Source organism: Micromonospora lutea (assembly GCF_016863535.1).
GTDB lineage: Bacteria > Actinomycetota > Actinomycetes > Mycobacteriales > Micromonosporaceae > Micromonospora > Micromonospora lutea.
This window is the reverse complement of the sequence record NZ_BOPB01000010.1, coordinates 133,504-158,094: the sequence shown is the minus strand read 5'-3', so window position 1 is coordinate 158,094 and position 24,591 is coordinate 133,504. Positions and strand designations below refer to the sequence as shown.

Sequence of the window (24,591 nt, the reverse complement as noted above, 5' to 3'; positions counted from 1 at the left end):
CTTCATGATCGACATGGGGAATGGACGCGGAGGGTGACGTGGGGGTTGCGGGGGGTCGATGAGGGGCGGGGCTGGTGGTCGGGAGAGTGGCCGGCGTGGCTGATTCCGGTATCCTGACCGGCGGCCTTCCGCCAGCAGGCCGCCGACCGGCGCCGGCGAGGGCCGTCGCCGTGCAGTGAACTCTCGGGGGCCGGCGGCCGACGAAAGGATGCTTTCGTGCGCAGGTCCATGCCCGTCCGGTGGCGCGCCCACCGGCCGCTGATCACCCTGCTCGCCGCGGTGGCGCTGCTCCTCGGCGTGGGGGTCGTGCCGGCGTACGCCGAGCCCAACGAGGGTGGCAGCAAGAAGCTGCGAGACGCCCTGGAAGCCACCGCCAAGGCGCACATCGAGGCGAAGCGGAAGCTGGACGGCTCCAAGAAGCGGCAGAAGCAGATGGCCAAGGAGCTGTCTGAGATGGAGGGCCGGCTGGAGGAGCTGAACGCCCTGGTCGGTGAGGTGGCTGCGCAGTCCTACCGGGTCGGTCGGCTCAGCCCGGCAGCCGTGCTGCTGGACAGCGCGACCCCGGAGGCGTTCGTGCAGCGGGCCGCCAACCTCGACATGATGGCCCAGCGTGACGGCCGTCGGATCCGGGAGATGACCGAGGCGCGGGAGCAGGCCCGGCAGGCCAAGCTCGCGATCAACGCTGAGGTGCGCGAGCAGACCAAGCAGTTGGCGGTGATGGCGAAGAAGAAGCGGGAGGCCGAGTCGGCGCTGGCGGCGGTCAGTTCGGGCAGCAGCGGCGGGTTCAGCGGAGGCAGTTCCACCTCGGCGAAGCCGGCCCCCCGCAACTCCGACGGATCCTGGCCCGGCGAGTCATGCTCGGTGAACGACCCGACCACCTCGGGCTGTATCACGCCACGCACCCTGCACGCGCTGAAGCAGACCCAGGCCGCCGGCTACAAACGGCACGTCTCCTGTTACCGCAGCGGTGGCTCGGGCGAGCACCCCAAGGGGCGGGCCTGCGACTTCTCCGCCGCCCCGAACGGCTTCGAGGACCGTACGGCCACCGGCGGCGACAAGTCGTACGGGGACAGCCTGGCCGCCTGGCACGTCCGCAACGCAGACCGGCTCGGCGTGCTGTACGTGATCTGGTACCGCCAGATCTGGCACCCGGGCACCGGCTGGCGGGCGTACGGCGGGAGCGGCAGTCCGGCCGCTGATCACACGAACCACGTTCATCTTTCGATGCATTGACGTACGCGCGGCGGATCGCTGCGTACCATCGCCACGATGAACTCTCCATCGCCTGACGTGGTGGCCACGTCCGCGTCGTCCCTGCCGCAGGTGCCCCGGGCCCTGCCGAACGGGCTCGCCGCGTTTCTGGTCTTCTACTCCAGCGGTGCCGTCCTGGTGCTGGAGACCGCTGCGTTGCGCCTGGTCGGGCCGTACGTCGGGGTGACCCTCCAGGTGACCAGTTCGGTCATCGGCATCGCGCTGGCGGCGATCGCGTACGGGGCGTGGGCGGGCGGGTGGCTGGCCGATCGGCGCAATCCGCGTACTCTGCTGGCCCCGGCGCTGGTGCTCTCCGGCATCGCCACCGCGATCACGCTGCCGGCAGTGCGGTACGCCGGTGAGGTGCTGCGCGGCGGTGCGGCCAGCGCCGTACTGCTGCTGGTCGCGGTCGCCGTGTTCGCGCCCGCGATGCTGCTCTCCTCGGTCAGCCCACTGGTGATCAAGCTTCAGCTCGCCGACCTGCGCCGCACCGGCCAGGTCGTCGGCCGTCTCTCCAGCATCGGCACGCTCGGCGCCGTCACGGCCACCCTGGTCACCGGCTTCGTGCTGGTGGCCGCGCTGCCCAGCACCGTCATCCTGTTCGGGCTGGCCGCCTCCCTCGGCATCGTCGGTATCGCGTTGGGCGTGTACCTGCACCGGCAGGACCGGGCCGTCCTCCCCGGGCCGGCCCGGGTCAAGGCCGCGCTGGCGGTGCTCGGCCTGGCCGGGGCCGGGCTGACCATGGTCGCCCCGAACCCCTGCGACGTCGAGACGGCGTACCACTGCGCTCGCGTCGAGGCCGATCCGGGTCGAGCCAGCGGACGAACCCTGCTGCTCAACTCGGCCCAGCACTCGTACGTGGACCTGGCTGACCCGACCCACCTGGAGTTCGCGTACACCCGGTGGATCGGGGCGGTGGCCGACGTGCTCGCCCCGCCGCAACAGCGGCTCGACGCGCTGCACCTGGGCGGCGGCGGGTTCACCGTGCCGCGGTACCTCACCGCCACCCGACCCGGCACCGACAACCTGGTCTTCGAGATCGACGGTGGGTTGGTCGAGTTGGGGGAGCGACGACTCGGCATCCGCCAGGGGCCGGATCTGCGGGCGGTGGTGGGTGACGCTCGGCTGCTCGTCGCCGCGGAGGCGACCGACAGCCGGGACTTCGTGGTGGGCGACGCCTTCGGGCACCTGGTGGTGCCCTGGCACCTCGCCACCCGGGAGATGGCCGCCGAGATCCGTCGGGTGACCCGGCCGGGTGGGGTCTACGTGCAGAACGTCATCGACTACCCCCCGCTGCGCTTCATCCGCAGTGAGGTGGCCACCGTCGCCGCCGAGTTCGGTCATGTCGCGCTGATCGCCCCACCTGAGGCGTTGGCCGGCGAGCGGGGCGCCAACTTCCTCATCGTGGCCTCCGACGCGCCGCTGCCGCTGGCTGCGGTACGCGCCCGCCTCGACGACGCCAACGAACCGGTCAGCCTGCTCAGCGGCGGTGACCTGACGGACTTCGTCGGCGACGCGCTGGTGTTGACCGACGACTACGCCCCGGTGGACCAACTGCTCGCGACCGCCTGATCGGGTGACATCCGTGACCGAATCAGACCAGAAAGGTGTAGGCGGCCTCACGTCGGGCAACAACGCCGACCATGGGTGGAGGGGTTGGCAACGGAGCGGAACTGCTCGGTGAGCGGTACCGGCTGATCGAGCAGCTCGGCGCGGGCGGCATGTCGGTGGTCTGGCGAGGCTACGACGAGGTGCTCGGCCGGCAGGTGGCGGTCAAGGTCCTCGCGTCCCGGCTGGCCAGCGACCGGGCGTTCCGGCACCGGATCCGGATCGAGGCCCAGGCCGCCGCCCGGCTGTGCCATCCCAACATCACCAATGTGTACGACTACGGCGAGTCCGTGCAGGTCGGCGTGACCGTGCCGTACGTGGTGATGGAGCTGATCGACGGTGGTCCGCTGACCGCGCGGTTGACCCGCGACGCGCGCCTGCCGTGGCGGGAGGCTGTGACGGTGGCGGCCGAGGTCTCCTCCGCACTGGCCACCGCGCACGCCCGTGGTGTGGTGCACCGAGACGTCACACCCGGCAACGTGATGCTCACCGCGACCGGGGTGAAGGTGGTCGACTTCGGCATCTCCGCCCTGGTCGGTGAGAGTGAGAAGGGGCCCGACGGCACCCTGCTCGGCACCCCGGCGTACCTCGCTCCGGAACGGCTCGACAACGGCCAGGTCAGCCCGGCCACCGACGTGTACGCGGTCGGGCTGCTGCTGTACCGGATGCTCACCGGCCGGCTGCCCTGGCAGGCCGACACCACCACCCAGATGCTGCGCGCGCACATGTACCGCGAGCCGGACCCGATGCCCGATGTGCCGGGGCTGCCTGATGGCGTCGCCGACCTCGTCGGCCGGTGTCTGGCGAAGCTGCCGGCGGACCGGCCGACCACCGCCGAGCTGGCCCGGACCCTCGCCGAGGCGGCCGGGAAGGTGCCGACCGTGCCGGCGGGCGTCGGCGCCGGTGACACCGGCCCGTTGTCGTTGGCCGACGTCGGTACCACGATCCTGCCCTGGTCCGCGGCGACGGACGCGCTGCCCCTGGCCGGCCCGCGTACCCGTCGCAGGCTGAACCGTCGCCGCCGGTTCGAAGCGGTGGCGGCCGCGGCCGGGCTGATGGTCATCACGGCGGCGGTCTGGGGTGTCACCTCGCACAGCCCCGCCAGCGGCGGGATCGACCAGCCGACCCAGGCGCGCATCGGCGGTGAACAGGAGATGCCCTGCCAGGTGACGTACGCGCTGCGCAAGGACTCCGGCAAGGACTTCACCGCGGAGCTGAGCCTGACCAACACCGGTGACCGTGAGCTGCGCGACTGGACCATGAGCTTCGCCTTTCCCGGCGAGCAGAAGGTGACCGCCGCGACGCCGGTGCCGGTGCGGCAACAGGGTCGGGCCGTGGCGGTGCAACCCGCTCCGCAGCGACCCGCACTGGCACCCGGTGACACCGAGAAGCTGAATCTGACCGGGCGGTACACCGGGACGAACCCGCTGCCGGTGGAGTTCCGGGTCGGCACGGCGGTGTGCGGGGTACAGGTGTCCGGGGTGGCCGGCACCGCGCCCACCACCAAGCCGGCACCCACCAAGTCGGCCCCGACCAAGACGGTGAAGGCAACTGCCGGTAAGGCCGGTTCCGGTGACGCCAAATCGACGGGGGCCAAGCCGGACAAGCCCAAGCCCGAGAAGGCGAAGCCCGGAAAATCGAAGCCGGACAACGGCAAGGGAAAGGGAAAGGGCAAGGGCGGGGGGAAGCCGCAGCCCGGTAAGCCCGGCGGGGGCCCGGGAAGGTGAGCTGACCGGTCAGGACAGCGTGGAGAAGCGCTGGAGCTGTTCGATGGTGCCCTCCACGATGAGAATCGTGTCCTCGGAAAGTTCGAGATCATCCGAGATGTACCGGTACCGGTTCTCGCCCGGGCGTTTGACCCCGATCACCCGTACCCCGTAGCGGGCCAGCAGCTGGGTCTCGCTGGTCGGACGACCCCGCAGCGGCGGCGGTACGCGGATCCTCGCCACCGCGAAGGCCTCACCGAACCCCACGAAGTCCAGCATCCGGCTGACGATCAGGTGGGCGAGCCCTACACCGGTCTCCGCCTCCGGAAAGATCACGTGGTGTGCGCCGACCGAGGAGAGGATCTTCGCGTGCTGCCCCGACGTCGCCCGGGCCCAGATCTGCGCCACGCCCAACTCCACCAGGCTGAGCACGGTGAGCACGCTGGCTTCGACGGAGGCCCCGATGGCGACGACCGCCCGGCGCAGGTCGGTCAGTCCGAGCTGACGCAGCGCCTCCTCGTCGGTGGAGTCGGCCTGTGCCACCTGATCGAGCATGGGTGACCACTTCTGCACCAGTCGGGGGTCGCGGTCGATGGCCACCACCTCGCGGCCGAGGGCGGTGAGCGATTCGGCCAGGTGGCTGCCGAACCGGCCGAGACCGATCACGGCGATGCCGCCCTCGTCCGGATTCCTATCCAACAATGGGTTGCTCCTCTGGGTAGCGGTAGAGCCGCCGTCGGGTGTTCAGGGCGATCGCCGAGCCGAAGGTGAGCGGCCCGACCCGGCCGACGTACATGAGCACGGTCAGCAGGAACTGGCCGCCGTCCGACAGTGACGACAGGACGCCCACCGAGAGCCCGGTGGTGCTGAACGCCGAGGTGACTTCGAAGAGTGCGGCTTGGAACGGAAGTTTGTCGGTCATCACGATCAGCGCGGTGGTCCCGATGGCCACGATCGCGACGCTGAGCAGTGCGACGGCGAGGGCATGCCGTTGGCTGGCGGTGGCGATCCGCCGTTTCCCGACGGTGACGTCCGGCTCGCCGCGAACCTCCGCCCAGATGACGAAGGCGAGCAGGAAGAAGGTGGAGACCTTGATCCCACCGGCGGTGCTGGCGCTGCCGCCGCCGATGAACATCAGCCACATCAGCAGGATGTAGCTCTCCTCCCGGAGCAGGTCGGTCGGCACCACCTCGAAGCCGCCGGTGCGGGCCAGGGCGATCTGCGTGAACGTGGCGACCACCTTGTCGGGCACGCCGTAAGCGCCGACCGTGCGCGGGTTGGCCCACTCGGCAACCAGGAACGCGACCGCACCGAAAGTCACCAGGAAGGCACTGCCCCAGATGGTCAACTTGGTGGCGACCGCCCACCGGGTCGGCCGCCGCCATTCGCGGACCGCCTCGAACAGGGCCGGAAAGCCGAGACCGCCGATGATGCCGCCGACGGCCAGTGGCAGGCCGATCCAGGCATCGCGGGCGAAGGCCAGCAGCCCTTCGCGATAGAGCGAGAATCCGGAGTTGTTGAACGCCTGGATGGAGTGGAACGCCGCCTCCCAGAGGGCCTGCCAGAACGGTTCGTCGTAGGCCAGCCAGAGCCGCCCGGCGACGATGACGGTCATCGCCAGTTCGCAGGCGAAGACGGTGGTGGCGATGTGCAGCAGCAGTCGGCGTACGTCACCGAGCCCGTACTCCGCGGTCTCGGCCTGCACCAGCATCCGGTTGTGCAGGCCGAGCCGCCGGGACACGGTGAGGATCACCAGCGCGGCGCCGGTCAGGATGCCGAGCCCACCCAGCTGGGTGAGCACGGTGATGAGCACCAGGCCGAGGCCGGACCAGTAGTTCGGCGTGTCGGTGACGGTCAGGCCGGTTACTGAGATGGCCGAGGTGGCGGTGAAGAGCGCGGTCATGAACGGGGTCTGCTGGTTGTCGACGGTCATTGGTCGCAACATCAGCAGACCGGTGCTGATCAGGATCGCCACCAGAAACACCAGCGGCACCAGCCGCACCGGGTGACGAAGGAACCGACGCACCAGACAATCCTCCGATTTCGTCCAGTGCTCCGGGCCGGAACCGCCATCCCCACGCCCGCCCGCTCCCGGCCTCGCCCCAGCACCTTCTCGGGTGTTGCTGCCTTCGCTGCGGACGGACCCAGCACCATCCGAGAAGTTGTCGACGATTCACGTCTGCCTCGGCTGAGCCTGCTCGGCGAGGTTGTAGCAGCGGGCCACCCCAACCCGGTTACTTGTGTGTTTCCGCCACATGGCCCGTGGGTGACGTCACTTCTAGCGTGAGCCGACACATAGGGTTTCCCTTCCTCTGAGTCCTCACGTGGAGTCGCAATGACGGTCCGGACGACACGGCGGGCGGTTCTCTCCGCCGCCACGATGATGGCCGCGGCGATCGCCGCCACGGCCTGTGGCAGCCCCCAGGACACCGCCAACGGCGGCGGCGACAGCGCCGCGCCGGTGAAGGTTGGTCTGGTCTACTCCCAGTCGGGAGCGCTGGCCAGTTACGGAAAGCAGTACATCGAGGGGTTCAGGGCGGGCCTGGACTTCGCCACCAACGGCACCAACAAGGTGGGCGATCGCGCGATCGAGATCACCGAGGTCGACGACGCGGGTGATCCGGCGAAGGCGGTCTCCGCGGCCAAGGACCTGATCGGCAAGGGCAACAAGATCATTGCTGGCTCGACCGCCTCGGGTGTGGCACTCCAGGTCGCCCCGATCGCCGCGCAGAACAAGGTGCTGTTCATCTCCGGACCGGCCGCCACCGACGCGGTGACCGGGGCGAACAAGTACACGTTCCGCTCGGGCCGGCAGTCGTACCAGGACGTGGTCACCGCGAAGTCGTTCATCGGCGACCCGACCGGCAAGAAGGTCGTGGTGTTCGCCCAGGACGGCGCTTTCGGCGACGCCAACGAGGCAGCGGTCAAGGAGGTCATCGGCGGAGCCGGCGCGAGCGTCAGCGCCGTCCGGGCGCCGGCCAGCGCGACCGAGTTCACCCCGTTCGCCAGCCAGATCAAGTCCGCCAAGCCGGACCTGCTCTTCGTCGCCTGGGCCGGCACCACCGCCCCGGCAATGTGGCAGACCCTGGACCAGCAGGGCGTGCTCACCTCCACCACGGTCGTCACCGGCCTGGACATCCGCGCCTCGTGGCCCACCTTCGGCGCTGCCGGCACCAAGATTTCCTTCCTGTCGCACTACTTCGACGGCGCCAGCGACACCGAGGCGGCCAAGGCCGCGAAGGCGAAGGTGCCCGGCGGCACGCTCGACCTGTTCCACCCGGACGGGTTCGCCGCCGCACAGATGGTGGTCCGCGCCGCGGCCGAAGGCGGCGACGACGTCGAGAAGATGGTCACCGCCCTGGAGGGCTGGAGCTTCGAGAGCGTGAAGGGCACCATGACCATCCGCGCCGAGGACCACGCGCTGCTCCAGCCGATGTACCAGGCGAACCTGACCGGCAGCGGCGACGCCTTCACCGCGGCTCCGCAGAAGGCGCTCACCGGTGACGAGAGCGCACCGCCGGTCCAGGCGATGAAGGGCTGACCGGAGATGCTCGCCACCCGCGGTCTGACCTGGCGGATCGGTGAGGTCGCCATCGTCGACTCCGTTTACCTGGACCTGGCACCCGGGGAGTTCCTCGGCGTGATCGGCCCCAACGGTGCCGGCAAGACCTCACTGTTCAACCTGATCACCGGTCTGCGCCGAGCCACCGAAGGTCACGTCACCCTGGACGGGCAGGACATCTCCGACCTGCCGCCGTACCGGCGGGCCCGGCTGGGTCTCGGCCGTACCTTCCAGGCGTCCTCGGTTTTCGGCTCGCTGAGCGTGCGGGAGAACGTCCGGCTCGCCGTGCAGGCGCACCGCGGGGGTTCGCTGAAGTTGTGGCGGCGCGCGGCGGCAGACCGGGAGGTCGCCGCCGCCGCCGACACGGCGCTCGACCGGGTCGGCCTGGCCCATCGGGGTACGGCCCTGGCCGGCACCCTCGCCCACGGCGAGAAGCGGAAGCTGGAGATCGCGCTGCTGCTGGCCGGAGAGCCACGGGTGATGCTGCTCGACGAGCCGATGGCCGGGGTCAGCGCCGAGGACGTGCCGGAACTGGTCCAGGTGATCCGTTCGCTGACCGGCGACAGCGGCCGGGCGGTGCTGATGGTCGAGCACCACATGGACGTGATCCTCGAACTGGCCGACCGGATCGCCGTGATGCACCATGGCGCGCTGCTGGCGTGCGACACACCGGAGACGGTGATGGCCAACCCGACCGTACAAGAGGCATACCTCGGGGAGTCGCTGTGAGCGAACCCGTACTCACTGTGGAGGATCTGTCGGTCCGGATCGCCGGGCTGCACATCCTCCAGGGCGTGTCGTTCACTGTCGCCCCGACCGGGGTCACCGTGCTGCTCGGCCGGAACGGGGTCGGCAAGACCACCACGCTGCGCGCCGCCGTGGGGCTGACCCCGCGCAACGGCGAGGTACGCGGCACGGTCCGGATGGGCGCCCAGAGCCTGCTGTCCCAGCGGACCCACCGCCTGGTCCGTGGCGGGCTCGGCTACGTGCCGGAGGACCGGTGCGTCTTCGCCGGCCTCACCGTCGCGGAGAACCTTCGGCTCGCCGAGCGGCGCGGCAGCACCCCGGCGTACGACCGGGTGTTCGCACTCTTTCCCGAGTTGGACCGGCGTTCCCGGCAGCGGGCCGGCTCGCTCTCCGGCGGGCAGCAGCAGATGCTCGCGATCGGCCGGGTGCTGCTCAACGACAACCGGCTGCTGCTGGTCGACGAGCCGACCAAGGGGTTGGCGCCGAAGGTGGTGACCGAGGTGGCCGAGGTGCTGGAACGGGTCGCGGAGTCCGTGCCGGTGCTCCTGGTCGAGCAGAACCTGGCGGTGGTCCGGCGGTTGGCCCGCGACGCGGTGGTGCTCGCCGCCGGCCGGGTCGCCTGGACCGGTGACGCTCAGGAGTTGCTGTTGGAGACGGCCCTGACCCGGTCCCTGCTCGGCGTCGGCTCGGCCGAGGGTCACCAGCCTGCCGGACCGGCCGCCGACCGCCAGCCCACCGGGACGGCCGTCGACCGGGTCGCCGATCACCCGGCCACCGCCGCATCGGCCCCGGAGGACGGTAGCTGATGGACGCGATCATTCTGTTGACACTGACCGGCCTCGGCCTGGCAGCCCTCTACTTCCTGGTCGCCTCCGGACTGTCCCTGGTCTTCGGTCTGGCCGACGTGCTCAACTTCGCCCACGGGCTCTTCCTCGGCGTCGGCGCGTACGCCACCTGGTGGGCGGCAGGGAACCTGCCCGGTGCCGGCCCCGACGGGCTCGGCTTCGTGGTCGCGGTCGCCTTCGGGGTGGCCGCCGGCACGCTGATGGCGGTACTGGTCGAACTGGTGCTGATCCGGCCGCTCTACTCGCGCACCATCGAGCAGGTGCTGGTCACCGTCGGTCTCTCCCTCGCCGGCGTGGCGTTGTTGCAGGCCACCTGGGGTGCGGACGCCCGACCGTTCCCGCGCCCGGCGTGGACCCGAGAGGTGACCTCGATATTCGGCGCGCAGGTGCCCAACGGAGGGCTGCTGCTGATCGTCGCCGCGACACTGGTCCTCGGCGGGATTCTCGCCTTTCTCCGCTGGACCCGCTACGGCCTGATCATCCGGGCCGGGGTGGAGAACCGGGAGATGGTGACCGCGCTCGGCATCGACGTACGCAAGGCGTTCACCCTGGTCTTCGCCATCGGCGGGGCGGCAGCGGCATTGGCCGGGGCGCTGGGCAGCGTCTACTTCGGCACGGTCTCGCCCCAACAGGGCGGCTCACTGCTGATCTTCGCGTTCATCGTGGTGGTCATCGGCGGCATGGGCTCGGTGGTCGGGTCCGCGTACGCGGCGGTCGCGGTCGGGCTGCTGCAACAGTTCGTCAACTACTACGGCACCTCCGGGCTGGGTGACATCTGCGTGGTGGCGCTGCTGGCCGTGGTGCTGCTGCTGCGTCCGCAGGGCATCGCCGGAAAGGCGGTTACGGCATGACCGAGGTCAAGAGTCCCGAGGTTCCGGCACCCCCGGCGGCGGTGCCCAGCGAGTTGATCGAGGAGTCGGGCCGCTGGGGTCGACTCCGCCGGTTCCTGCCGCTGGTCGCACTGGCGGTGGCGCTGATCCTGCCGTACTCGACGCTGCACCTGCCCGGCATCTTCGAGGGCGCGCTGAACTCGCCGGGCACCCTGCAGTTGCTCGCCGTGTGTCTGATCTTCGGCGGCCTGGCGGCCGGTTACGACCTGCTGTTCGGGCGTACCGGGATGCTCTCCTTCGGCCACGCCCTGTACTTCGCCGCCGGTGTCTACGGCACCGACATCCTGATCACCCGGGTCGGGTTGCCGCTGTGGCAGGCCGCCCCGCTGGCCATCGTCGGTGGCACGATCCTGGCCGGCCTGCTCGGCGCGGTGGCGCTGCGTACGGTGGGTATCGCCTTCGCCATGGTGACGCTGGCGTTCGCGCAGGTAGGGGCGATCCTGGTGGCCCGGGACTTCGGTGGGCTCACCGGTGGCGAGGAAGGACTGCCGCTGGATGTCGCCGGGCTGCCGGACGGGCTGGTCGGCGTCGCCAACACGGTCAACCTGTACTGGCTGGCGCTGGCGTATCTCGTGGTGGTGGTGCTGGTGGTGCACCGGGTCAGTGGCTCACCGACCGGTCGGGTGCTGGCCGGGCTGCGCGACGACGAGCGTCGCATCGGCGTGCTCGGGCTGGATCCGTACCGGTTCAAGCTGGTCGCCTTCACCCTGGCCGGTGGTCTCGCGGCGGCGGGCGGGGTGGTCTACTGCCTGATCGTCGGCGGCGCCTCGCCGCACATCACCGGCAGTGAACTGACCCTGTCACTGCTGGTGATGGTGGTCCTCGGCGGTCCGGGCACCCGGTGGGGGCCGGTGCTGGGCGGCATCCTGTACATGTACCTCGATCACCGCCTGGTGTCGTTCGGCACCTCCGACGCGGTGGACGCGTTGCCGGCGTTCCTCAGCCGGCCACTGTCCGAACCGCTGTTCGTGCTCGGCACGATCTTCATCCTGGCCGTCTACTTCTTCCCCGGCGGCCTGGCGAGCCTCGCCCCTCGCCTGTCCCTGCTCCGCGACACACTGCGCCTCGGCACCCGACGCCAGGGTTGAGCACGAGGTCGGCGGGACGACACAACGGCGTGTCGTCCCGCCGAGGTCACCCGTTGAACAGGTCGTACGCGGGGGCCGGGGCCTGCTGGGCCTGGTCGCCGGTGAACGCGACGACCTCGGGGGCAGCGCCGAAGTCGAAGTACTCGACCACGTACTCGGACGCCTTCTTCTTCTTGCCGGTCGCCGGGATCTCCAGCGTCAGCTCGGCGAGATTGCCGTCCGCGCCGACCACCGCGCTGAACGGAAGCTGCCCGGTGGTGTCGCCGAGCGCGGTCAGGCCCTCCAGCACGTCGACCAGCTCCGGTGTGGCGGACAGGTCCACCACACCGGTGTACGTCCCGGGCTCACCGGCCTGGACGTCGGTGGCCGCGCGGATGATCGCGTCGGCGTTGCCCGGGTCGGTGCCCTCGTAGGTGGGCAGCGAGTCCGGGCCCTCGATCTTCGCCGGGTCCATCTCCATCCACTTGGTGGGCAGCTTCATCAGCTTCTGGATGTCCTTGGCGCCCTTGAAGTTCACCTTCATCCAGGTGCGTGACTCGACCATCCGGAAGGACATCTCCAGGGTGAAGTCCTTGTCCTTCGTCACGGTGTCGATGTCCATGCCGCGGTTCGCCGGATCCACCACCCCCGACACGTCACCGGAGGCGTCGCTGGTGGTGAAGCGGAAGGCCGGGTCCTGTTCATCCGGTACGGCCGCCAGCAGCTCCTGCTTGGGGTCCGGCGGTGGCGCCGCCGCCTCCGGGGTGGCCTTGTCGTCGCAGCCGGCCACCAGGGTCGCGGCCAGAAGGGCGGCGGCCACGACCGCGAGATGCCGGGTCGTGGCAGTGGTGCCGGTTCGCTGAGTCATCTCGTCTCTTTCTCCGGGATCGAACGGGAATGGTAGAGCAAACCCCCGACCGTGGTCGGCTCTGCCGCCGCGCCGCTGGTAGAAACGTCGGATGAGCCAGGAACGGACGGCGGTACGGCAGCGGGCCGAGGCGGTGCTGCGGCGGCTGGCCGGCGCGCAGGCTCGGCTCCGCGAGGACCAGTGGCGGGCCATTGAGGCGCTGGTGGTGGACCGGAGGCGGGTGCTCTGCGTACAGCGCACCGGGTGGGGCAAGTCGGCGGTGTACTTCGTGGCGACCGCGCTGCTACGCGAGCGCGACGGTGAGGAGACGCAGCTCCTCGACCGGACCGCGCCCGTCGGACCGACGGTCATCGTGTCGCCGTTGCTGGCCCTGATGCGGAACCAGGTCGACGCGGCGGCCCGGGCCGGAATCCGGGCCCGCACCGTCAACTCGGCGAACCTGGACGAGTGGGACGACATCACCGCCGAGATCCACGCCGGCGCGGTGGACGTGCTGCTGATCAGTCCGGAACGGCTCAACAACCCGGACTTCCGGGACGGCGTGCTGCCGAAGCTGGCCGCCACCACCGGTCTGCTGGTGGTCGACGAGGCGCACTGCGTGTCGGACTGGGGGCACGACTTCCGGCCGGACTACCGCCGGCTGCGTACCTTCCTCGGTAACCTGCCGGACCGCACCCCGGTGCTCGCGACGACCGCCACCGCCAACGCCCGGGTGACCCGGGACGTGGCCGAGCAGCTGGGTACCGAACCGACCGCCGCGACCGGCCCGCGACCGGACGTCCTGGTGCTGCGCGGCAGCCTGGACCGGGAATCACTGCGGCTGGGCGTGCTCGACCTGCCGAGCCCGGCGCACCGGCTCGGGTGGCTCGCCGACCACCTGGATCAGCTCCCCGGCTCCGGCATCGTCTACACGCTGACCGTGGCCTCGGCGATCGAGACCGCCGAGTTCCTCCGCTCGCGCGGCTGGGCGGTGGCCGCGTACACCGGGCAGGCCGAGGACGCCGACCGCCGCGCCGCCGAGCAGGACCTGCTCGACAACAAGATCAAAGCCTTGGTGGCGACCAGTGCGCTCGGCATGGGCTTCGACAAGCCGGATCTCGGCTTCGTCGTGCACCTCGGCGCGCCACCGTCGCCGATCGCGTACTACCAGCAGGTGGGGCGGGCCGGGCGGGCCGTGGAACACGCGGAGGTGCTGCTGCTGCCCGGCGTCGAGGACGCGGCGATCTGGCGGTACTTCGCCTCGCTGGCGTTTCCACCCGAGGAACAGGTCCGCGCGGTGCTGGCCGCGCTGCACACCGACCGGCCGATCTCCACGCAGGCCCTGGAACCCCTCGTGGATCTGCGCCGGGCAAGGCTGGAGATGATGCTCAAGGTGCTCGACGTGGATGGCGCGGTGCGCCGGGTACGGGGCGGCTGGCTCGCCACCGGCGAACCCTGGAGCTACGACGAGGCCCGGCTGCGTCGCGTCGCCGCCGCCCGCGCCGCCGAACAACAAGCCATGATCGAGTACGCGTCGACGACCGGCTGCCGCCTGCGCTACCTGCGGGAATGCCTCGACGATGCGGAGGCGGTCGACTGCGGTCGGTGTGACAGGTGCGCCGGAGCGCTGTTCCCGGCCGAGGTGTCGACGGTCTCGCTGACCGCCGCGCAGACCTTCCTCGGCCGCCCCGGGGTCCTGCTCGCGCCGAAGAAGCTCTGGCCCACCGGGCTGGAGTCGGTCGGCGTACCCCTGAAAGGACGTATCGCCCCGGCGGAGCAGGCGCTGTCGGGCCGCGCCGTCGGCCGGCTGTCGGACCTCGGCTGGGGCGGTCGGCTGCGCGGCCTGGTCGGGCCGGGCGCGCCGGATGGTCCGGTGCCCGACGACGTGACCGCCGCCGTCGTCGAGGTGCTCAAGGCGTGGGCACACGGCGACGACCCCTGGCCGAGCCGCCCGGTCGGGGTGGTCTCGGTCAGTTCCCGGAGCCGCCCGTCGCTTGTCGGTTCGCTGGCCGACCGGATCGCCGGCATCGGGCGACTGCCGTTGCTGGGCCAGGTAATCTCTGCCGGGTCGGTGGCTGCCGACGGTCCACGCGGCAACAGCGCCCAGCGGGTACGCGCCCTGCACGGCACCCTCACCGTCCCCGATCACCTCGCCACCGCCGTCGCCGATCTGGACGGTCCGGTGCTGCTGGTGGACGACCTGGTCGACTCGGGGTGGACCATGACGATGGCAGCCCGGGAACTCCGCCGTGCCGGCGCGCCGGCCGTTCTGCCGCTGGCCCTGGCTCTCGCGGCGTAGCACCCGATCAACGACTGACCGTCACAGTGGCGGCCCGCGCCAGGGTCACACCGAGGGTGGGGTCGGACGGATGGCCTGGTTGACGACGGTACGGTGGGCGCATGGCTGACCAGGCATCCGACGCGCCCGCGCTCGGGTCGGTGCGCACCGCCGAGCGACCAGCGGCGGGGCTGAGCCCCGGTGCGGCTCCGGCTGGCCAGGACCCTGGCGTTGCCTCAGCCGTACCGGATCGCGCCACGCTGCGGTTGGCCCTGGTGGTCGGCGGGCTGGTCCTGGCGGTGCTGCTCGGGTTCGGGCTCGGGCGGATCAACGGTGGCGGTGATGCCATGGCGACGGGCCGGGCCGACAGCGCGCTGGCCGACCACACCCATGCCCCGGGCCTCGGCGCGCACTCGCACGGCGCCGACCAGGACGCGGCGGCCGAGGCCGGCGGTCTGGCGGTCAGCCGCGACGGTTACACCCTGACCCCGCTGACCGCCGAGTTCACCGCCGGCAAGGCCGGTGAGCTGCGATTCCAGATCCGGGACGGGCAGCGCCGGACGGTCACCCGCTTCGCGGTCGTGCACGACAAGCCGATGCACGTGATCGTGGTGCGCCGGGACCTCTCGGGTTACCAGCATCTGCATCCGACCATGGCGGCCGACGGCACCTGGTCGGTGCCGCTGACACTGCCGTCGCCCGGCGTCTGGCGGGCGTACGCCGACTTCACCGCCCTGGCCGACAACGGCCTGCAGACCGCGACGACGCTCGGGGTGGACCTGATCGCCCCCGGCAGCTACACGCCCCGTGACCTGCCCACCCCGGCGACCACGAGCAAGGTCGACGGATTCACCGTCGAATACCAGGGCGTTCCCCAGCCCCGCCTCACCGTGCCGGTCAGCTTCCGGGTCACCGGAGCGGACGGCGCGAGCCCGCAACTGGAGCGCTACCTCGGCGCGTACGGTCACCTCGTCGCGCTGCGCGAGGGTGACCTGGGCTACCTGCACGTACACCCGGAGGCAGAGCTGGTCGACGGGGCGATCCGGTTCTGGCTCACCACTCCGGGGCCCGGGCGGTACCGCTTCTACCTGGACTTCGCGACCGGGGGAGAGGTACGCACGGCAGAGTTCACGGTGGCCGTGCCGTAGCGGGTCAGCCCGCCGTCCGGCGCATCGGTGTGGCGGCAGGATCCGCAGGCCGGCGGATCGGCCGTCGGGCCAGGTAGCGCAGCAGGTCGCGGATGTGGTGTTTCTCCTCCGCCGGTACCGCCGGATCCGCCAACCGTTGCAGGATCACCCGCACGTCGGCCTCCACCGGGCCGTCGTCGCCGCGTCGCCACGAACCGGAGCCCGCGTCGGGCAGACCGAGCGCACGGAAGGCTGCCGCGACCGGCAGATCGAGCGCTGCGCAGAAGCCCCGGACCTTGGCCAGCTCGGGGTAGTCCTGCCAGTCACCGGCCAGCCAACGGAAAACGGTCGAGCGACCGACGCCGGTGTGCGCGGCCAGCTCGGTGACGGTCCAGCCACGCTCCTCGCGGGCATCGTCGATGGCACGGCGCACGAAACGCGCGAAGGCCATCTGCGGCGAAACCTCTGCCGAACCCATCGGTGGGTCTTCCCTCCCGACCGGCACCCGACGGTGCGCTCTTCGAGAGTAGTACGCGATTGGCGCTGGGCAACTGACTGATCGACCAGACGATCCTGGTGGCGTGACGCGAATCCGTCACACGGCCGGCGGCAGCTGCGTGAGCAGAGTCTCCAACCGGGGTGTGAGCTGCCATTGGGCGACCAGGTCCCGGTACTCCGCGCGGTGGGCGGCGGTCGGGTCGGCGCCGGTTCGTCGGGCCCGGATGAGCAGGTTCCGCGGGGTGTGCGCGGAGTCGACGAACTCGACCACCTCGGCCCGGTAGCCGTGCAACCGCAGCAGCCCGGCCCGCAGGGCGTCGGTGAGGACGTCCGCGTAGCGCTCCCGCAGGATGCCCTGCCGGGTGAGCAGGTCGTACGGTGCCGGAGCGGGCCGGTTACGTAGCTGCGCGGCGACGTCGTGGTGGCAGCACGGTGCGGCGAGCACCCATCGGGCGTGCCAGCCCAGCGCGCGGGCCAGCGCCTCGTCGGTGGCGGTGTCGCAGGCGTGCAGCGCGAGCACCAGGTCGGGTGCCGGTTCGACGACCGCGTCGGCGATCGTGCCGGCGACGAAACGCACCCGGTCGGCCCAGCCGAGCCGCTCGGCCAGCTCGGTGTTGCGCCGGCGCTGATCATCGCGTACGTCCACGCCCACCAGCTCGACATCGAGGCCCGACCGGGACAGATAGCGGTACGCGGCAAAGGTCAGGTACGCGTTGCCGCAGCCCAGATCCACCACTCGTAGCGGACGGTCCAACTGCCCGGCCAGCCCGTCGGGGAGGGTGGCGGCCAACGCCCGTAGGAACGCGTCCACCTGTCGCCGCTTGGCCGCCGAAGCACCGATCGCGGTGAAGAGCGGGTCGCCCGGATCGAGCAGATACTCCTTGGCCCGGTCGTGCCCGGAGGCTGCCGTCGGGGCGGCCGGCCGGGTCGCCGCGCTGCGGTGCACCTGGGCCTCGCCCGACTTGGTGACCCGCAGTTGCAGGGTGGCGTCGACGGTCTCCACGTGCCAGTTGCCGAACGGCTCGGCCAGCAGCGCTGCCACTGCCGCGTCCGCCTCTGGCCCGGGGCTGAGGTTCCGGGTGTGCGGGCGCGCCCCGTCAGAGGTGGAGATCTGTAGCCGCTGACCGGCCTTGAGCGCGACGGGCCGCAGCTCGGCCCGGACCATCGAGGGACGCTGGCCGCGTCGCCGTCCGGCCGCCACGGCCCGGGTGAGCGATGGCCCGAGCAACATCGAGCGGACCTCGGCCAGGGCGGCATCCAGTGGTTCGGGCATCGCTCCATCTTCCAGGGACGGTCGGACGGTATGTCGTTCGGCGGGCAGCGACCACCATGCCCGCTCTCGCACCGCAGCTCTGCTTCAACCGACGCACGGATTCCGGCTCGGAACCGGTGCGTGCGGTGAAGCAGAGCAAAGGAGTCGGACAGCACGAACCGCCCGGGTGGTGGCGAATCGGTCCAGGGCACTGGACCGAACCCGCCACTACCCGGGCGGTTCGAGATCAGTCGGTGGTCGCTTCAGCCGGCGTACCGGTGTCGGAACCGGCACCACGGCGGCGTCGGCGGCGACGCGGGCGCGGAGCGGCGGCCTCACCCGAGGTGTCCTCGCTGCGACCGGTGCTCGCTTCGGTGGGAGTGCCGTCGACGGCCGAGCCAGCCTCGGTGCCCGCCACCGCCTCGCCGCCGCGGCGACGCCGGCGACGTCGGGGGGTACGGGTGCCTTCCTCGGTGTCGCTTCCGGTGGCCTCGTCCGACGAGGTGCCGGCAGCGTCCTGCCGGCGACGGCTGGCGTCGCGGCCACCCTCACCACGGCCACCCTCACCACGGCCACCCTCACCACGGCCACCCTCACCACGGCCGCGACGGCGGGTGCCGCGTGGCTCGCCCCGCCGGGGCCGGCCGCCACCCAGGTCCTCCTCGACCTCGGCGGCCAACCCGGCGCGGGTGCGCTCGGCGGTCGGCAGCGTGCCGGTCATCTCCTTGGCGATGTGCAGGTCGGTGTAGAGGTGCGGCGAGGTGTGGTACGTCTCCGGCGGCTCGGGCATGTCCAGCCCGAGCGTCTTGTCGATGATCCGCCAGCGGGGCATGTCGTCCCAGTCGACGAAGGTCACCGCGACACCGCTCGCGCCGGCCCGACCGGTCCGCCCGATCCGGTGGGTGTAGGTGTCCTGGTCTTCCGGGCAGTCGTAGTTGATCACATGAGTGACGCCGCTGACGTCGATGCCTCGGGCTGCCACGTCGGTGGCGACCAGGGTGTCGATCTTTCCGGCCCGGAAGGCCCGCAGGGCCCGCTCACGGGCACCCTGACCGAGATCGCCGTGCACCGCCGCGACGGCGAAGCCACGGAAGTCCAGGTCCTCGGCGACCCGGTCGGCGGCTCGCTTGGTCCGGGTGAAGATGATGGTCAGGCCACGGCTCTCGGCCTGAAGGATCCGGGCCACGATCTCGATCTTGTTCATCGAGTGGGTGCGGTAGACGAGCTGCTCCGTCTGCGGCGAGGGGCCGGTCTCGGCGGTGTGCCCGGCGTGGATCGTGATCGGGTGGCGCAGGAAGCGCCGGGACAGCGTCACGATCGGGTCCGGCATGGTCGCGGAGAAGAGCATGGTCTGCCGGTCCTCCGGCAGCATCGCCAGGATCCGCTCGACGTCGTCGAGGAAGCCGAGGTCGAGCATCCGGTCGGCCTCGTCCAGCACCAGCGCGCGTACCCCGTGCAGGCGCAGGTGCTTCTGCTTGGCGAGATCCAGCAGGCGACCCGGCGTGCCGACGAGGATCTCCACGCCCTTGCGCAACGCCTCGATCTGCGGCTCGTAGGCGACGCCGCCGTAGATCGGCAGCACGCGTACGCCCCGGGTGCGGCTGGCCGCGGCGATGTCCTTGGCGACCTGGATGCCCAGTTCTCGGGTTGGTACGACGACCAGGGCCTGTGGCAGGCCGTCGCCGCCCTCGTCCGGTGCGAAGACCCGCTCCAGCAGCGGTACGCCGAAGCCCAGGGTCTTGCCGGTGCCGGTCGGGGCCTGCCCGATCAGGTCGGCCCCGCGCAGCGCGATCGGTAGCGCGTACTCCTGAATGGCGAAGGCGCGGGTGATGCCGGCCGCGGCCAGCGCGTCGACGGTCTCGGCACGCGCGCCGAGATCGGCGAAGGTCGGTGCCTCCGGTCGGACCGGGGCGGTCGGGGCCAGTTCCTGGCCCTCGGTGAGGTCTTGAATCGGCTCACTCATGTGGATTTGGGGGTGCCCTCTCGTGGGTGCGCCCCGTCATGTCCTCAGGGCGCTTTCGGTATGACGCGGGCCACACGGTCGGCGGCAGAAAGCCGAGCGGACCGGGCCGCACGCGCGCCGTGGGTGGACGTCAACCGGATCGGAGCGTGTCTCCGGCCGGGATTGGCACCTACGGCAACTGTTCCATGTTACCTGAACGGGCTGAACAGCGTCCCGATTCCACGGGGATGAGCGTCGGCGCAAAGGTTTGCATGTGATCTGTATCACAGCTCAGGCCTGTCGGTGTTGCTGCCGGGCGGTAGCCTGCGCTGGTGTCCGACCCCACTCCGCCCGGCCACGCCGTCACCGACCTGCTGGGTCTGGTGGCCCTGGGTGAGCTGCTCGCTTTCGACCGGATCGCGGCCGATGCCCGGCTCGCTCCCGACCTGCGCCGCCGGGCCGCCCTGAGCGAGATGGCCGCCGCCGAGATCGTCAACTACCGGCGGGTGGCCGACCGGCTCACCGCGCTCGGTGTGCTGCCGGACGACGCGATGGCGGCGTATGTCATCCCGTTGCAGGCGTACCACGACTCGACGGAGCCCCGTGACTGGGCGGAGGCGGTGACCAAGGCGTACGTCGGTGACGCGATCACCGACGACTTCCTCCGGGAGATCGCCGTCGCGCTGGAGGAGCCGGACCGGCAACTGGTTCTCGACGTGCTGCACGAGTCGCGGTACGCGGAGTTCGCCGCCGCCGAGATCAGGCTGGCCATCGAGGCCGATCCGAGGGTGGCCGACCGGCTGTCGATGTGGGCCCGACGCCTGGTCGGTGAGGCGTTGTCTCAGGCGGGACGGGTGGCCGCCGCCGACCACGGCGCGCTCACCGCGCTGATTGCCGCAAGTGGTCAGGTGGAGGTCGCGGAATTGTTCCGGCGGCTGACCGCCGCGCACACCGCGCGGATGGCCGCCGCCGGCCTCAACAACTGAGCGGACACCCGGTCCTGCCGGGGTCTCTTCCCTGCCTCAGCGGACGGTGAAACCGACCGCCCGCGGAGACGCCTCGGCGATCTCGACGTAGGCGACCTTGCCGACCGGCACGATCACCCGCCGCCCCTTCTCGTCGGTCAGGGAGAGAGTGCCCTCACCCCTGGCGACGGCGTCGGTCACGATCCGCTCGATCTCGGCCGGCGACTGTGCGCTCTCCAGGACCAGCTCGCGTGGTGCGTACTGCACCCCGATCTTGACCTCCACTGTGCCTCCTCCATCGGGCGAATGGCCGCCCTGCGAAGGCTATCCGATCACAAGGTCGAAGTTCAGGCTGACTCACCTTGCAGCGGGAAGCTGGCGATGCCCCGCCAGGACAGCGCCGCGACCAACGCCTCGGCCTCGGCCTTTGGCACCTGGCGGCCACCGGCCAACCAGAACTGGGCGGCGGTTTCGGCCGCACCCACCAGGCCCGAGGCGAGCAGTTCGGCGTGCGCCCGGCTGATCCCGGTGTCGGAGATGATCGTGTCGGTGATCGCCGCGATGCAGCCCTGCGCGACCCGCTCCACCCGCTGCCGTACCGCCGGCTCGTTGCGCAGATCCGACTCGAAGACCAGGCGGAAGGCTTCACTCTCGTGGTCGACGAAGTCGAAGTACGCGCGCACCGAGGCGCTGACCCGTTCCTTGTTGTCGGTGGTGCTCGCCATGGCGTCGTGCACCTTGGCGACGATCGCGTCACAGTGCGTGTCGAGCAGTGCGAGATAGAGCTCCATCTTGCCGGGGAAGTGCTGGTACAGCACCGGCTTGGAGACTCCGGCCCGCTCGGCGATGTCGTCCATGGCCGCAGCGTGATAGCCCTGCGCGACGAACACCTCCTGAGCAGCCGCGAGTAGCTGCTTGCGGCGCGCCGAACGGGGCAGGCGCGTGGGTCGGCCGGCGGTCTGGGCGCCGTTCCCCACAGCGGTCATGGGAACCTCCGAGGTCGTCGTACGGACCGGCATTTCACCCGAACCGGTCGGGGCCCCTCGGCCCCTCGCGGAATTGGCCCGCCGCTGTAACTTATCGCCACTGTCGCCACACGGTAGCCTCAGCGGGGGCGACCAAGGAGCGCGCGGTGAGTGAAACAGGGCAACCCGGTGCCGCCACCCCGGGAGAGCACGGCGACGGGACGGGTCAGCGCGATGACCTGGCCCGTTCCGGCAACGGGTGGGCCCCACCACCGGCCGACTGGTCATGGGGCCCGGAGGTGCTGCCGAGCTCCGGCGCGACCAGGCCCCGGCCCGAGTCCGCGTCCGGATGGGCCATGGCCTCGTCACGCCATGCCGACCTGCCGGCGCCCGTCGGTGACCAGGTGGAGCCCGACCGGTCCACCCGGGTCAACGGCAACAACGTCAACGGCCACCAGGTGAACGGCACGCCCGTCGCGGACCAGCCGCCGGTCGACCGACACGCTCCGGTCAGCGCGCCACCTGGTCTGCGTGGGCAGGGCCAGGATCCCGGCAAGGACCGACTCGTCGTACCGGCGCCCCGCCCGGTTCCGTCCGGCGAGCAACCGGTCACCCCCGGCCCGGGTCTGCCGACCTCGTCACCCCCGGCCGTGCAGGTGCCGCCCGTCGGCACCGCCGCCTCCGGTTTCGAGATGCCACCCGGCCTGCACGCGCCGACGGCCGAACGGTCCGGTGAGGGCCCGACGGGCGGCCGGCAGCACGGGTGGGACGACGGGTTCCCACCAGAGCCTGCCGTCGAGCAGGCACCCGCGGTGGCCGACGGCACTGCGGCGGCAAGCGCCGACCAGCCGGCCGGCTGGTCTCCCGTCGAGCAGCCCACCGGTGAGGCGGACCGCCCCCACTGGGCACAGCCCGGCCCGGCCAGCGACTGGGCGCCGCCGTGGGCGCGCGACGAGAGCGAAGCCACCGACCGACGGTCCCGTGACGTGCCGGCCCGGCCCTGGGCCAGTGAGCCCAGCCGCCCCTACGAGCCGGTACGCGCCGAGCCGACCCGGCCGTACGAGCCGATGCGGGCGGAGCGGCCTCGCCCGTACGAACCTCGCAGGGACGGCGAGCCCGGGCCGGAAGCTCAGTCACCCACCGCGCCCGACCCGGCAGACCCGCCGGCCGCCGTCGAACCGGCCAGCGCACCCCCGGCCGCCCCGCAGCCCTCCTGGGCGCGCTCGGCCGACCTGCCCCCGACCGAGCAGCGTCCGTCCTGGGCGTTGCCCCCGGTCAGCGATGGCCCGACCGGCGCCGCTGCGGCCCAGCGTCCGTCCTGGGCACGGTCGCCCGAGGTGCCTCCGGCCGAGGATCGTCCGTCCTGGGCGTTGCCCCCGGTCAGCGGTGCACCGGCCAACGAGGGAGCGCCCTGGGGTACGCGGAACGAGGACTCCCCGCCATGGGGTAGCCGCTCCGGCGGCCAACCGGCCGACGAACGCCTGCCGTGGGCGCTGCGTCCGGCCAGTTCCCCGCCGTCCGATGCGCGGTCCGGTGCCGTCGACCCGACCAGCGGCCCGCCGGCCAGCACCCGACCAACCACCCCCAGCGCCAGCGCATCACCGCCGGGTGCGTCGAGCCGGCGGGAGACGCCCGAGCCCGGCTCGACGTCACCGGTCACGGAGGCCCGGCCGGCCTCCGACCCTCCCGGGTACCGACCGTTCCGGCTGCGACCGGTTCCGGACGGGCCGGCACCCGCGCCCGCCGTGGCTCCCGCCCCGGTGGAGCCACCCGCCGGGGGCACCGCCGGTGACCAGGTCGCAGGTGAGCCCGGCCGCCGCGAGCGCACCCCCGCTGTGCCCGTCCCGACGGGGGCAGCCTCCTACACGGCGCGTCGGTCCGCGCCCGATCCGGTCCCGCCGACCGAGCCGGCCGGCGATCGTTCGCGGGACAGCACCACGGCGGTGTTGCCGCAGCGCGTACCCGCCGAACCGGACGTGCCCGTCGTGCCGGAGCCGCCAGCTGTGGAGCCGCCCGCCGAAACCCCGGAACTCGCCCGGATCGCCACCCATCTCCGCCGTGACGACGAGCCGGCCCCGCTGCGGGACCGGCCGGAGGGCTTCGACGTCAACGCGATCCTCGCCGCCGTCCGAGGAGTCGACGGCGTACGCGACGCCGCCCTGCGGCGTACCCCCGCTGGGGCCCACAGCCTGCGCCTCGACCTCGCTGACGGGGCCGATCCGGCCGACGTGAGCCGACAGGTCGCCCGCCTTCTGCAGGAGCGGATGGGGTTGGCCGCAGCGCCGCGCGGGCTGCCCAGCGTTCCCGGCGTGCCGGTTCGCCGGCGCCCCGCGGAGAGCCGGAGCGAGGCGGGTGAGACCCGCCCGGTCGCCGAGCCGCGTCGTCCGTCCGCCCGCCCCGGCGGCACCCGGACGGAGGCCTCACCGAGCCGGCCGGAGACCGTGCCGGAAACCACCCGACGGCGTCGGCCGTCACCGGCTGCCAACCGGGGCCGGGCGGTCGTGGACGAGCCAGGTGCGGCAGGGAGCCCGGCGACCCTCGGCGCCTCCTACTCCGGCGGGCAACTCACCACGACCGAGTCCGCGCCGTCGCGACCGCTGGACACCGGTGGAGTGCCGGGCCCCCGGGTGGTGCTCGACCACGTCCAGGTGAGCACGTTCGGGCTGGACGCCAACGTCGAGGTCCGGCTGGTCGCGGGCGACCACAACGCCGCGGGGCACGCCACCGGGCCCGCGGTGGACGGGTTCGTGCTGCGGTTGTGCGGCGTCGCGGCGGCGGCGGCGATCGACGAGCTGCTCCACGTCGCCGGCCCCACGGCGGAACGTGGACGGTGCTTCGTGGAGCACGCCGCGGTGGTGCCCTTCGGCAACTGCGAGGTGGCCACGGTCGTGGTGCTGCTGGTCTGCGACGGGTGGGTCGAGCAGTTGGCCGGTTCCGCCCTGGTTGCCGGCGATCCACGGCAGGCGGTGGTGCGGGCGACCCTGGCCGCGGTCAATCGTCGACTGGAGGCACTGCTGGCGTGAGCCGTGCCAGGCAGACTG

General features: G+C 71.7%; 19 protein-coding genes and 1 pseudogene. 12 read left to right on the top strand and 8 right to left on the bottom strand.

Annotation, left to right across the window (positions count from 1 at the left end):
- The first annotated feature begins 228 nt into the window (after positions 1-228).
- The 3 genes from Vlu01_RS11165 (at position 229) to Vlu01_RS11155 (ending at position 4,586) form a co-directional block, all read left to right on the top strand.
- On the top strand, positions 229-1,233 hold the full coding sequence (locus Vlu01_RS11165) for a coiled-coil domain-containing protein (protein WP_203997469.1): 1,005 nt from the start codon (positions 229-231) through the stop codon (positions 1,231-1,233).
- Positions 1,234-1,269: 36 nt separating this feature from the next.
- A complete protein-coding gene (locus tag Vlu01_RS11160) occupies positions 1,270-2,823 on the top strand; it encodes a fused MFS/spermidine synthase (protein ID WP_203997345.1) in 1,554 nt (517 codons plus the stop codon).
- Positions 2,824-2,894: 71 nt separating this feature from the next.
- On the top strand, positions 2,895-4,586 hold the full coding sequence (locus Vlu01_RS11155) for a serine/threonine-protein kinase (RefSeq protein WP_203997343.1): 1,692 nt from the start codon (positions 2,895-2,897) through the stop codon (positions 4,584-4,586).
- Positions 4,587-4,595: 9 nt separating this feature from the next.
- Here Vlu01_RS11155 and Vlu01_RS11150 read toward each other — a convergent pair whose 3' ends face one another.
- Both Vlu01_RS11150 and Vlu01_RS11145 read right to left on the bottom strand, forming a co-directional pair.
- Positions 4,596-5,267 carry a potassium channel family protein gene (locus tag Vlu01_RS11150; protein ID WP_239095832.1) on the bottom strand — a complete coding sequence of 224 codons (672 nt, stop codon included), beginning with the start codon at positions 5,265-5,267 and terminating at the stop codon, positions 4,596-4,598.
- The gene (locus Vlu01_RS11145) at positions 5,257-6,591 is read right to left on the bottom strand and encodes a TrkH family potassium uptake protein (protein WP_203997341.1); all 1,335 of its coding nucleotides are present in this window, start codon (positions 6,589-6,591) and stop codon (positions 5,257-5,259) included. Before Vlu01_RS11145 ends, Vlu01_RS11150 begins: the two co-directional genes overlap by 11 nt.
- A 309-nt stretch (positions 6,592-6,900) precedes the next feature.
- On the opposite strand from Vlu01_RS11145, the gene Vlu01_RS11140 reads away from it, so the two are divergent.
- From Vlu01_RS11140 to Vlu01_RS11120, 5 genes are read left to right on the top strand one after another with little or no spacing between them, the layout of a single operon-like run.
- Positions 6,901-8,106: a substrate-binding domain-containing protein gene (locus Vlu01_RS11140; protein WP_203997339.1), complete on the top strand. Its 1,206-nt coding sequence runs from the start codon at positions 6,901-6,903 to the stop codon at positions 8,104-8,106.
- A gap of 6 nt (positions 8,107-8,112) precedes the next feature.
- The gene (locus Vlu01_RS11135; RefSeq protein WP_203997337.1) at positions 8,113-8,856 is read left to right on the top strand and encodes an ABC transporter ATP-binding protein; all 744 of its coding nucleotides are present in this window, start codon (positions 8,113-8,115) and stop codon (positions 8,854-8,856) included.
- Positions 8,853-9,680 carry an ABC transporter ATP-binding protein gene (locus Vlu01_RS11130; RefSeq protein ID WP_239095831.1) on the top strand — a complete coding sequence of 276 codons (828 nt, stop codon included), beginning with the start codon at positions 8,853-8,855 and terminating at the stop codon, positions 9,678-9,680. The genes Vlu01_RS11135 and Vlu01_RS11130 overlap by 4 nt, the downstream gene beginning before the upstream one ends.
- Positions 9,680-10,570, top strand: a complete 891-nt coding sequence (locus Vlu01_RS11125) for a branched-chain amino acid ABC transporter permease (RefSeq protein WP_203997335.1) — start codon at positions 9,680-9,682, stop codon at positions 10,568-10,570. The genes Vlu01_RS11130 and Vlu01_RS11125 overlap by 1 nt, the downstream gene beginning before the upstream one ends.
- Positions 10,567-11,697 (top strand): branched-chain amino acid ABC transporter permease, encoded by a 1,131-nt coding sequence (locus Vlu01_RS11120; protein ID WP_203997333.1) that lies wholly within the window; start codon positions 10,567-10,569, stop codon positions 11,695-11,697. Before Vlu01_RS11125 ends, Vlu01_RS11120 begins: the two co-directional genes overlap by 4 nt.
- Before the next feature lie 46 nt (positions 11,698-11,743).
- Here the strand turns inward: Vlu01_RS11120 and Vlu01_RS11115 are convergent, their stop codons facing one another.
- Positions 11,744-12,544: a hypothetical protein gene (locus Vlu01_RS11115; protein WP_203997331.1), complete on the bottom strand. Its 801-nt coding sequence runs from the start codon at positions 12,542-12,544 to the stop codon at positions 11,744-11,746.
- 91 nt (positions 12,545-12,635) lie between these two features.
- On the opposite strand from Vlu01_RS11115, the gene Vlu01_RS11110 reads away from it, so the two are divergent.
- Together Vlu01_RS11110 and Vlu01_RS11105 are read left to right on the top strand one after the other, a co-directional pair.
- A complete protein-coding gene (locus Vlu01_RS11110) occupies positions 12,636-14,822 on the top strand; it encodes a RecQ family ATP-dependent DNA helicase (RefSeq protein ID WP_203997329.1) in 2,187 nt (728 codons plus the stop codon).
- Between the two features lie 101 nt (positions 14,823-14,923).
- Positions 14,924-15,949 carry a DUF8832 domain-containing protein gene (locus tag Vlu01_RS11105; protein ID WP_239095830.1) on the top strand — a complete coding sequence of 342 codons (1,026 nt, stop codon included), beginning with the start codon at positions 14,924-14,926 and terminating at the stop codon, positions 15,947-15,949.
- Positions 15,950-15,953: 4 nt separating this feature from the next.
- Here the strand turns inward: Vlu01_RS11105 and Vlu01_RS11100 are convergent, their stop codons facing one another.
- The 3 genes from Vlu01_RS11100 to Vlu01_RS11090 form a co-directional block, all read right to left on the bottom strand.
- On the bottom strand, positions 15,954-16,406 hold the full coding sequence (locus Vlu01_RS11100; protein ID WP_203997326.1) for a helix-turn-helix domain-containing protein: 453 nt from the start codon (positions 16,404-16,406) through the stop codon (positions 15,954-15,956).
- Between the two features lie 117 nt (positions 16,407-16,523).
- On the bottom strand, positions 16,524-17,699 hold the full coding sequence (locus Vlu01_RS11095; RefSeq protein WP_203997324.1) for a class I SAM-dependent methyltransferase: 1,176 nt from the start codon (positions 17,697-17,699) through the stop codon (positions 16,524-16,526).
- 226 nt (positions 17,700-17,925) lie between these two features.
- Positions 17,926-19,641, bottom strand: a complete 1,716-nt coding sequence (locus tag Vlu01_RS11090; RefSeq protein WP_203997322.1) for a DEAD/DEAH box helicase — start codon at positions 19,639-19,641, stop codon at positions 17,926-17,928.
- Positions 19,642-19,952: 311 nt separating this feature from the next.
- Between Vlu01_RS11090 and Vlu01_RS11085 the strand changes: the two genes are divergently transcribed.
- Entirely contained in the window at positions 19,953-20,606 is a 654-nt protein-coding gene (locus tag Vlu01_RS11085) for a ferritin-like fold-containing protein (RefSeq protein WP_203997320.1), read from the top strand.
- Between the two features lie 36 nt (positions 20,607-20,642).
- Here Vlu01_RS11085 and Vlu01_RS11080 read toward each other — a convergent pair whose 3' ends face one another.
- Both Vlu01_RS11080 and Vlu01_RS11075 read right to left on the bottom strand, forming a co-directional pair.
- Complete coding sequence (locus Vlu01_RS11080) at positions 20,643-20,870, bottom strand: DUF3107 domain-containing protein (RefSeq protein ID WP_093403539.1); 228 nt, start codon at positions 20,868-20,870, stop codon at positions 20,643-20,645.
- A 62-nt stretch (positions 20,871-20,932) separates the two neighbouring features.
- Positions 20,933-21,571 carry a TetR/AcrR family transcriptional regulator gene (locus Vlu01_RS11075; RefSeq protein WP_203997317.1) on the bottom strand — a complete coding sequence of 213 codons (639 nt, stop codon included), beginning with the start codon at positions 21,569-21,571 and terminating at the stop codon, positions 20,933-20,935.
- Between the two features lie 1,391 nt (positions 21,572-22,962).
- Between Vlu01_RS11075 and Vlu01_RS11070 the strand changes: the two are divergent.
- Positions 22,963-24,573, top strand: a pseudogene (locus Vlu01_RS11070) (hypothetical protein); the annotation flags it as partial.
- Positions 24,574-24,591: the final 18 nt, after the last annotated feature.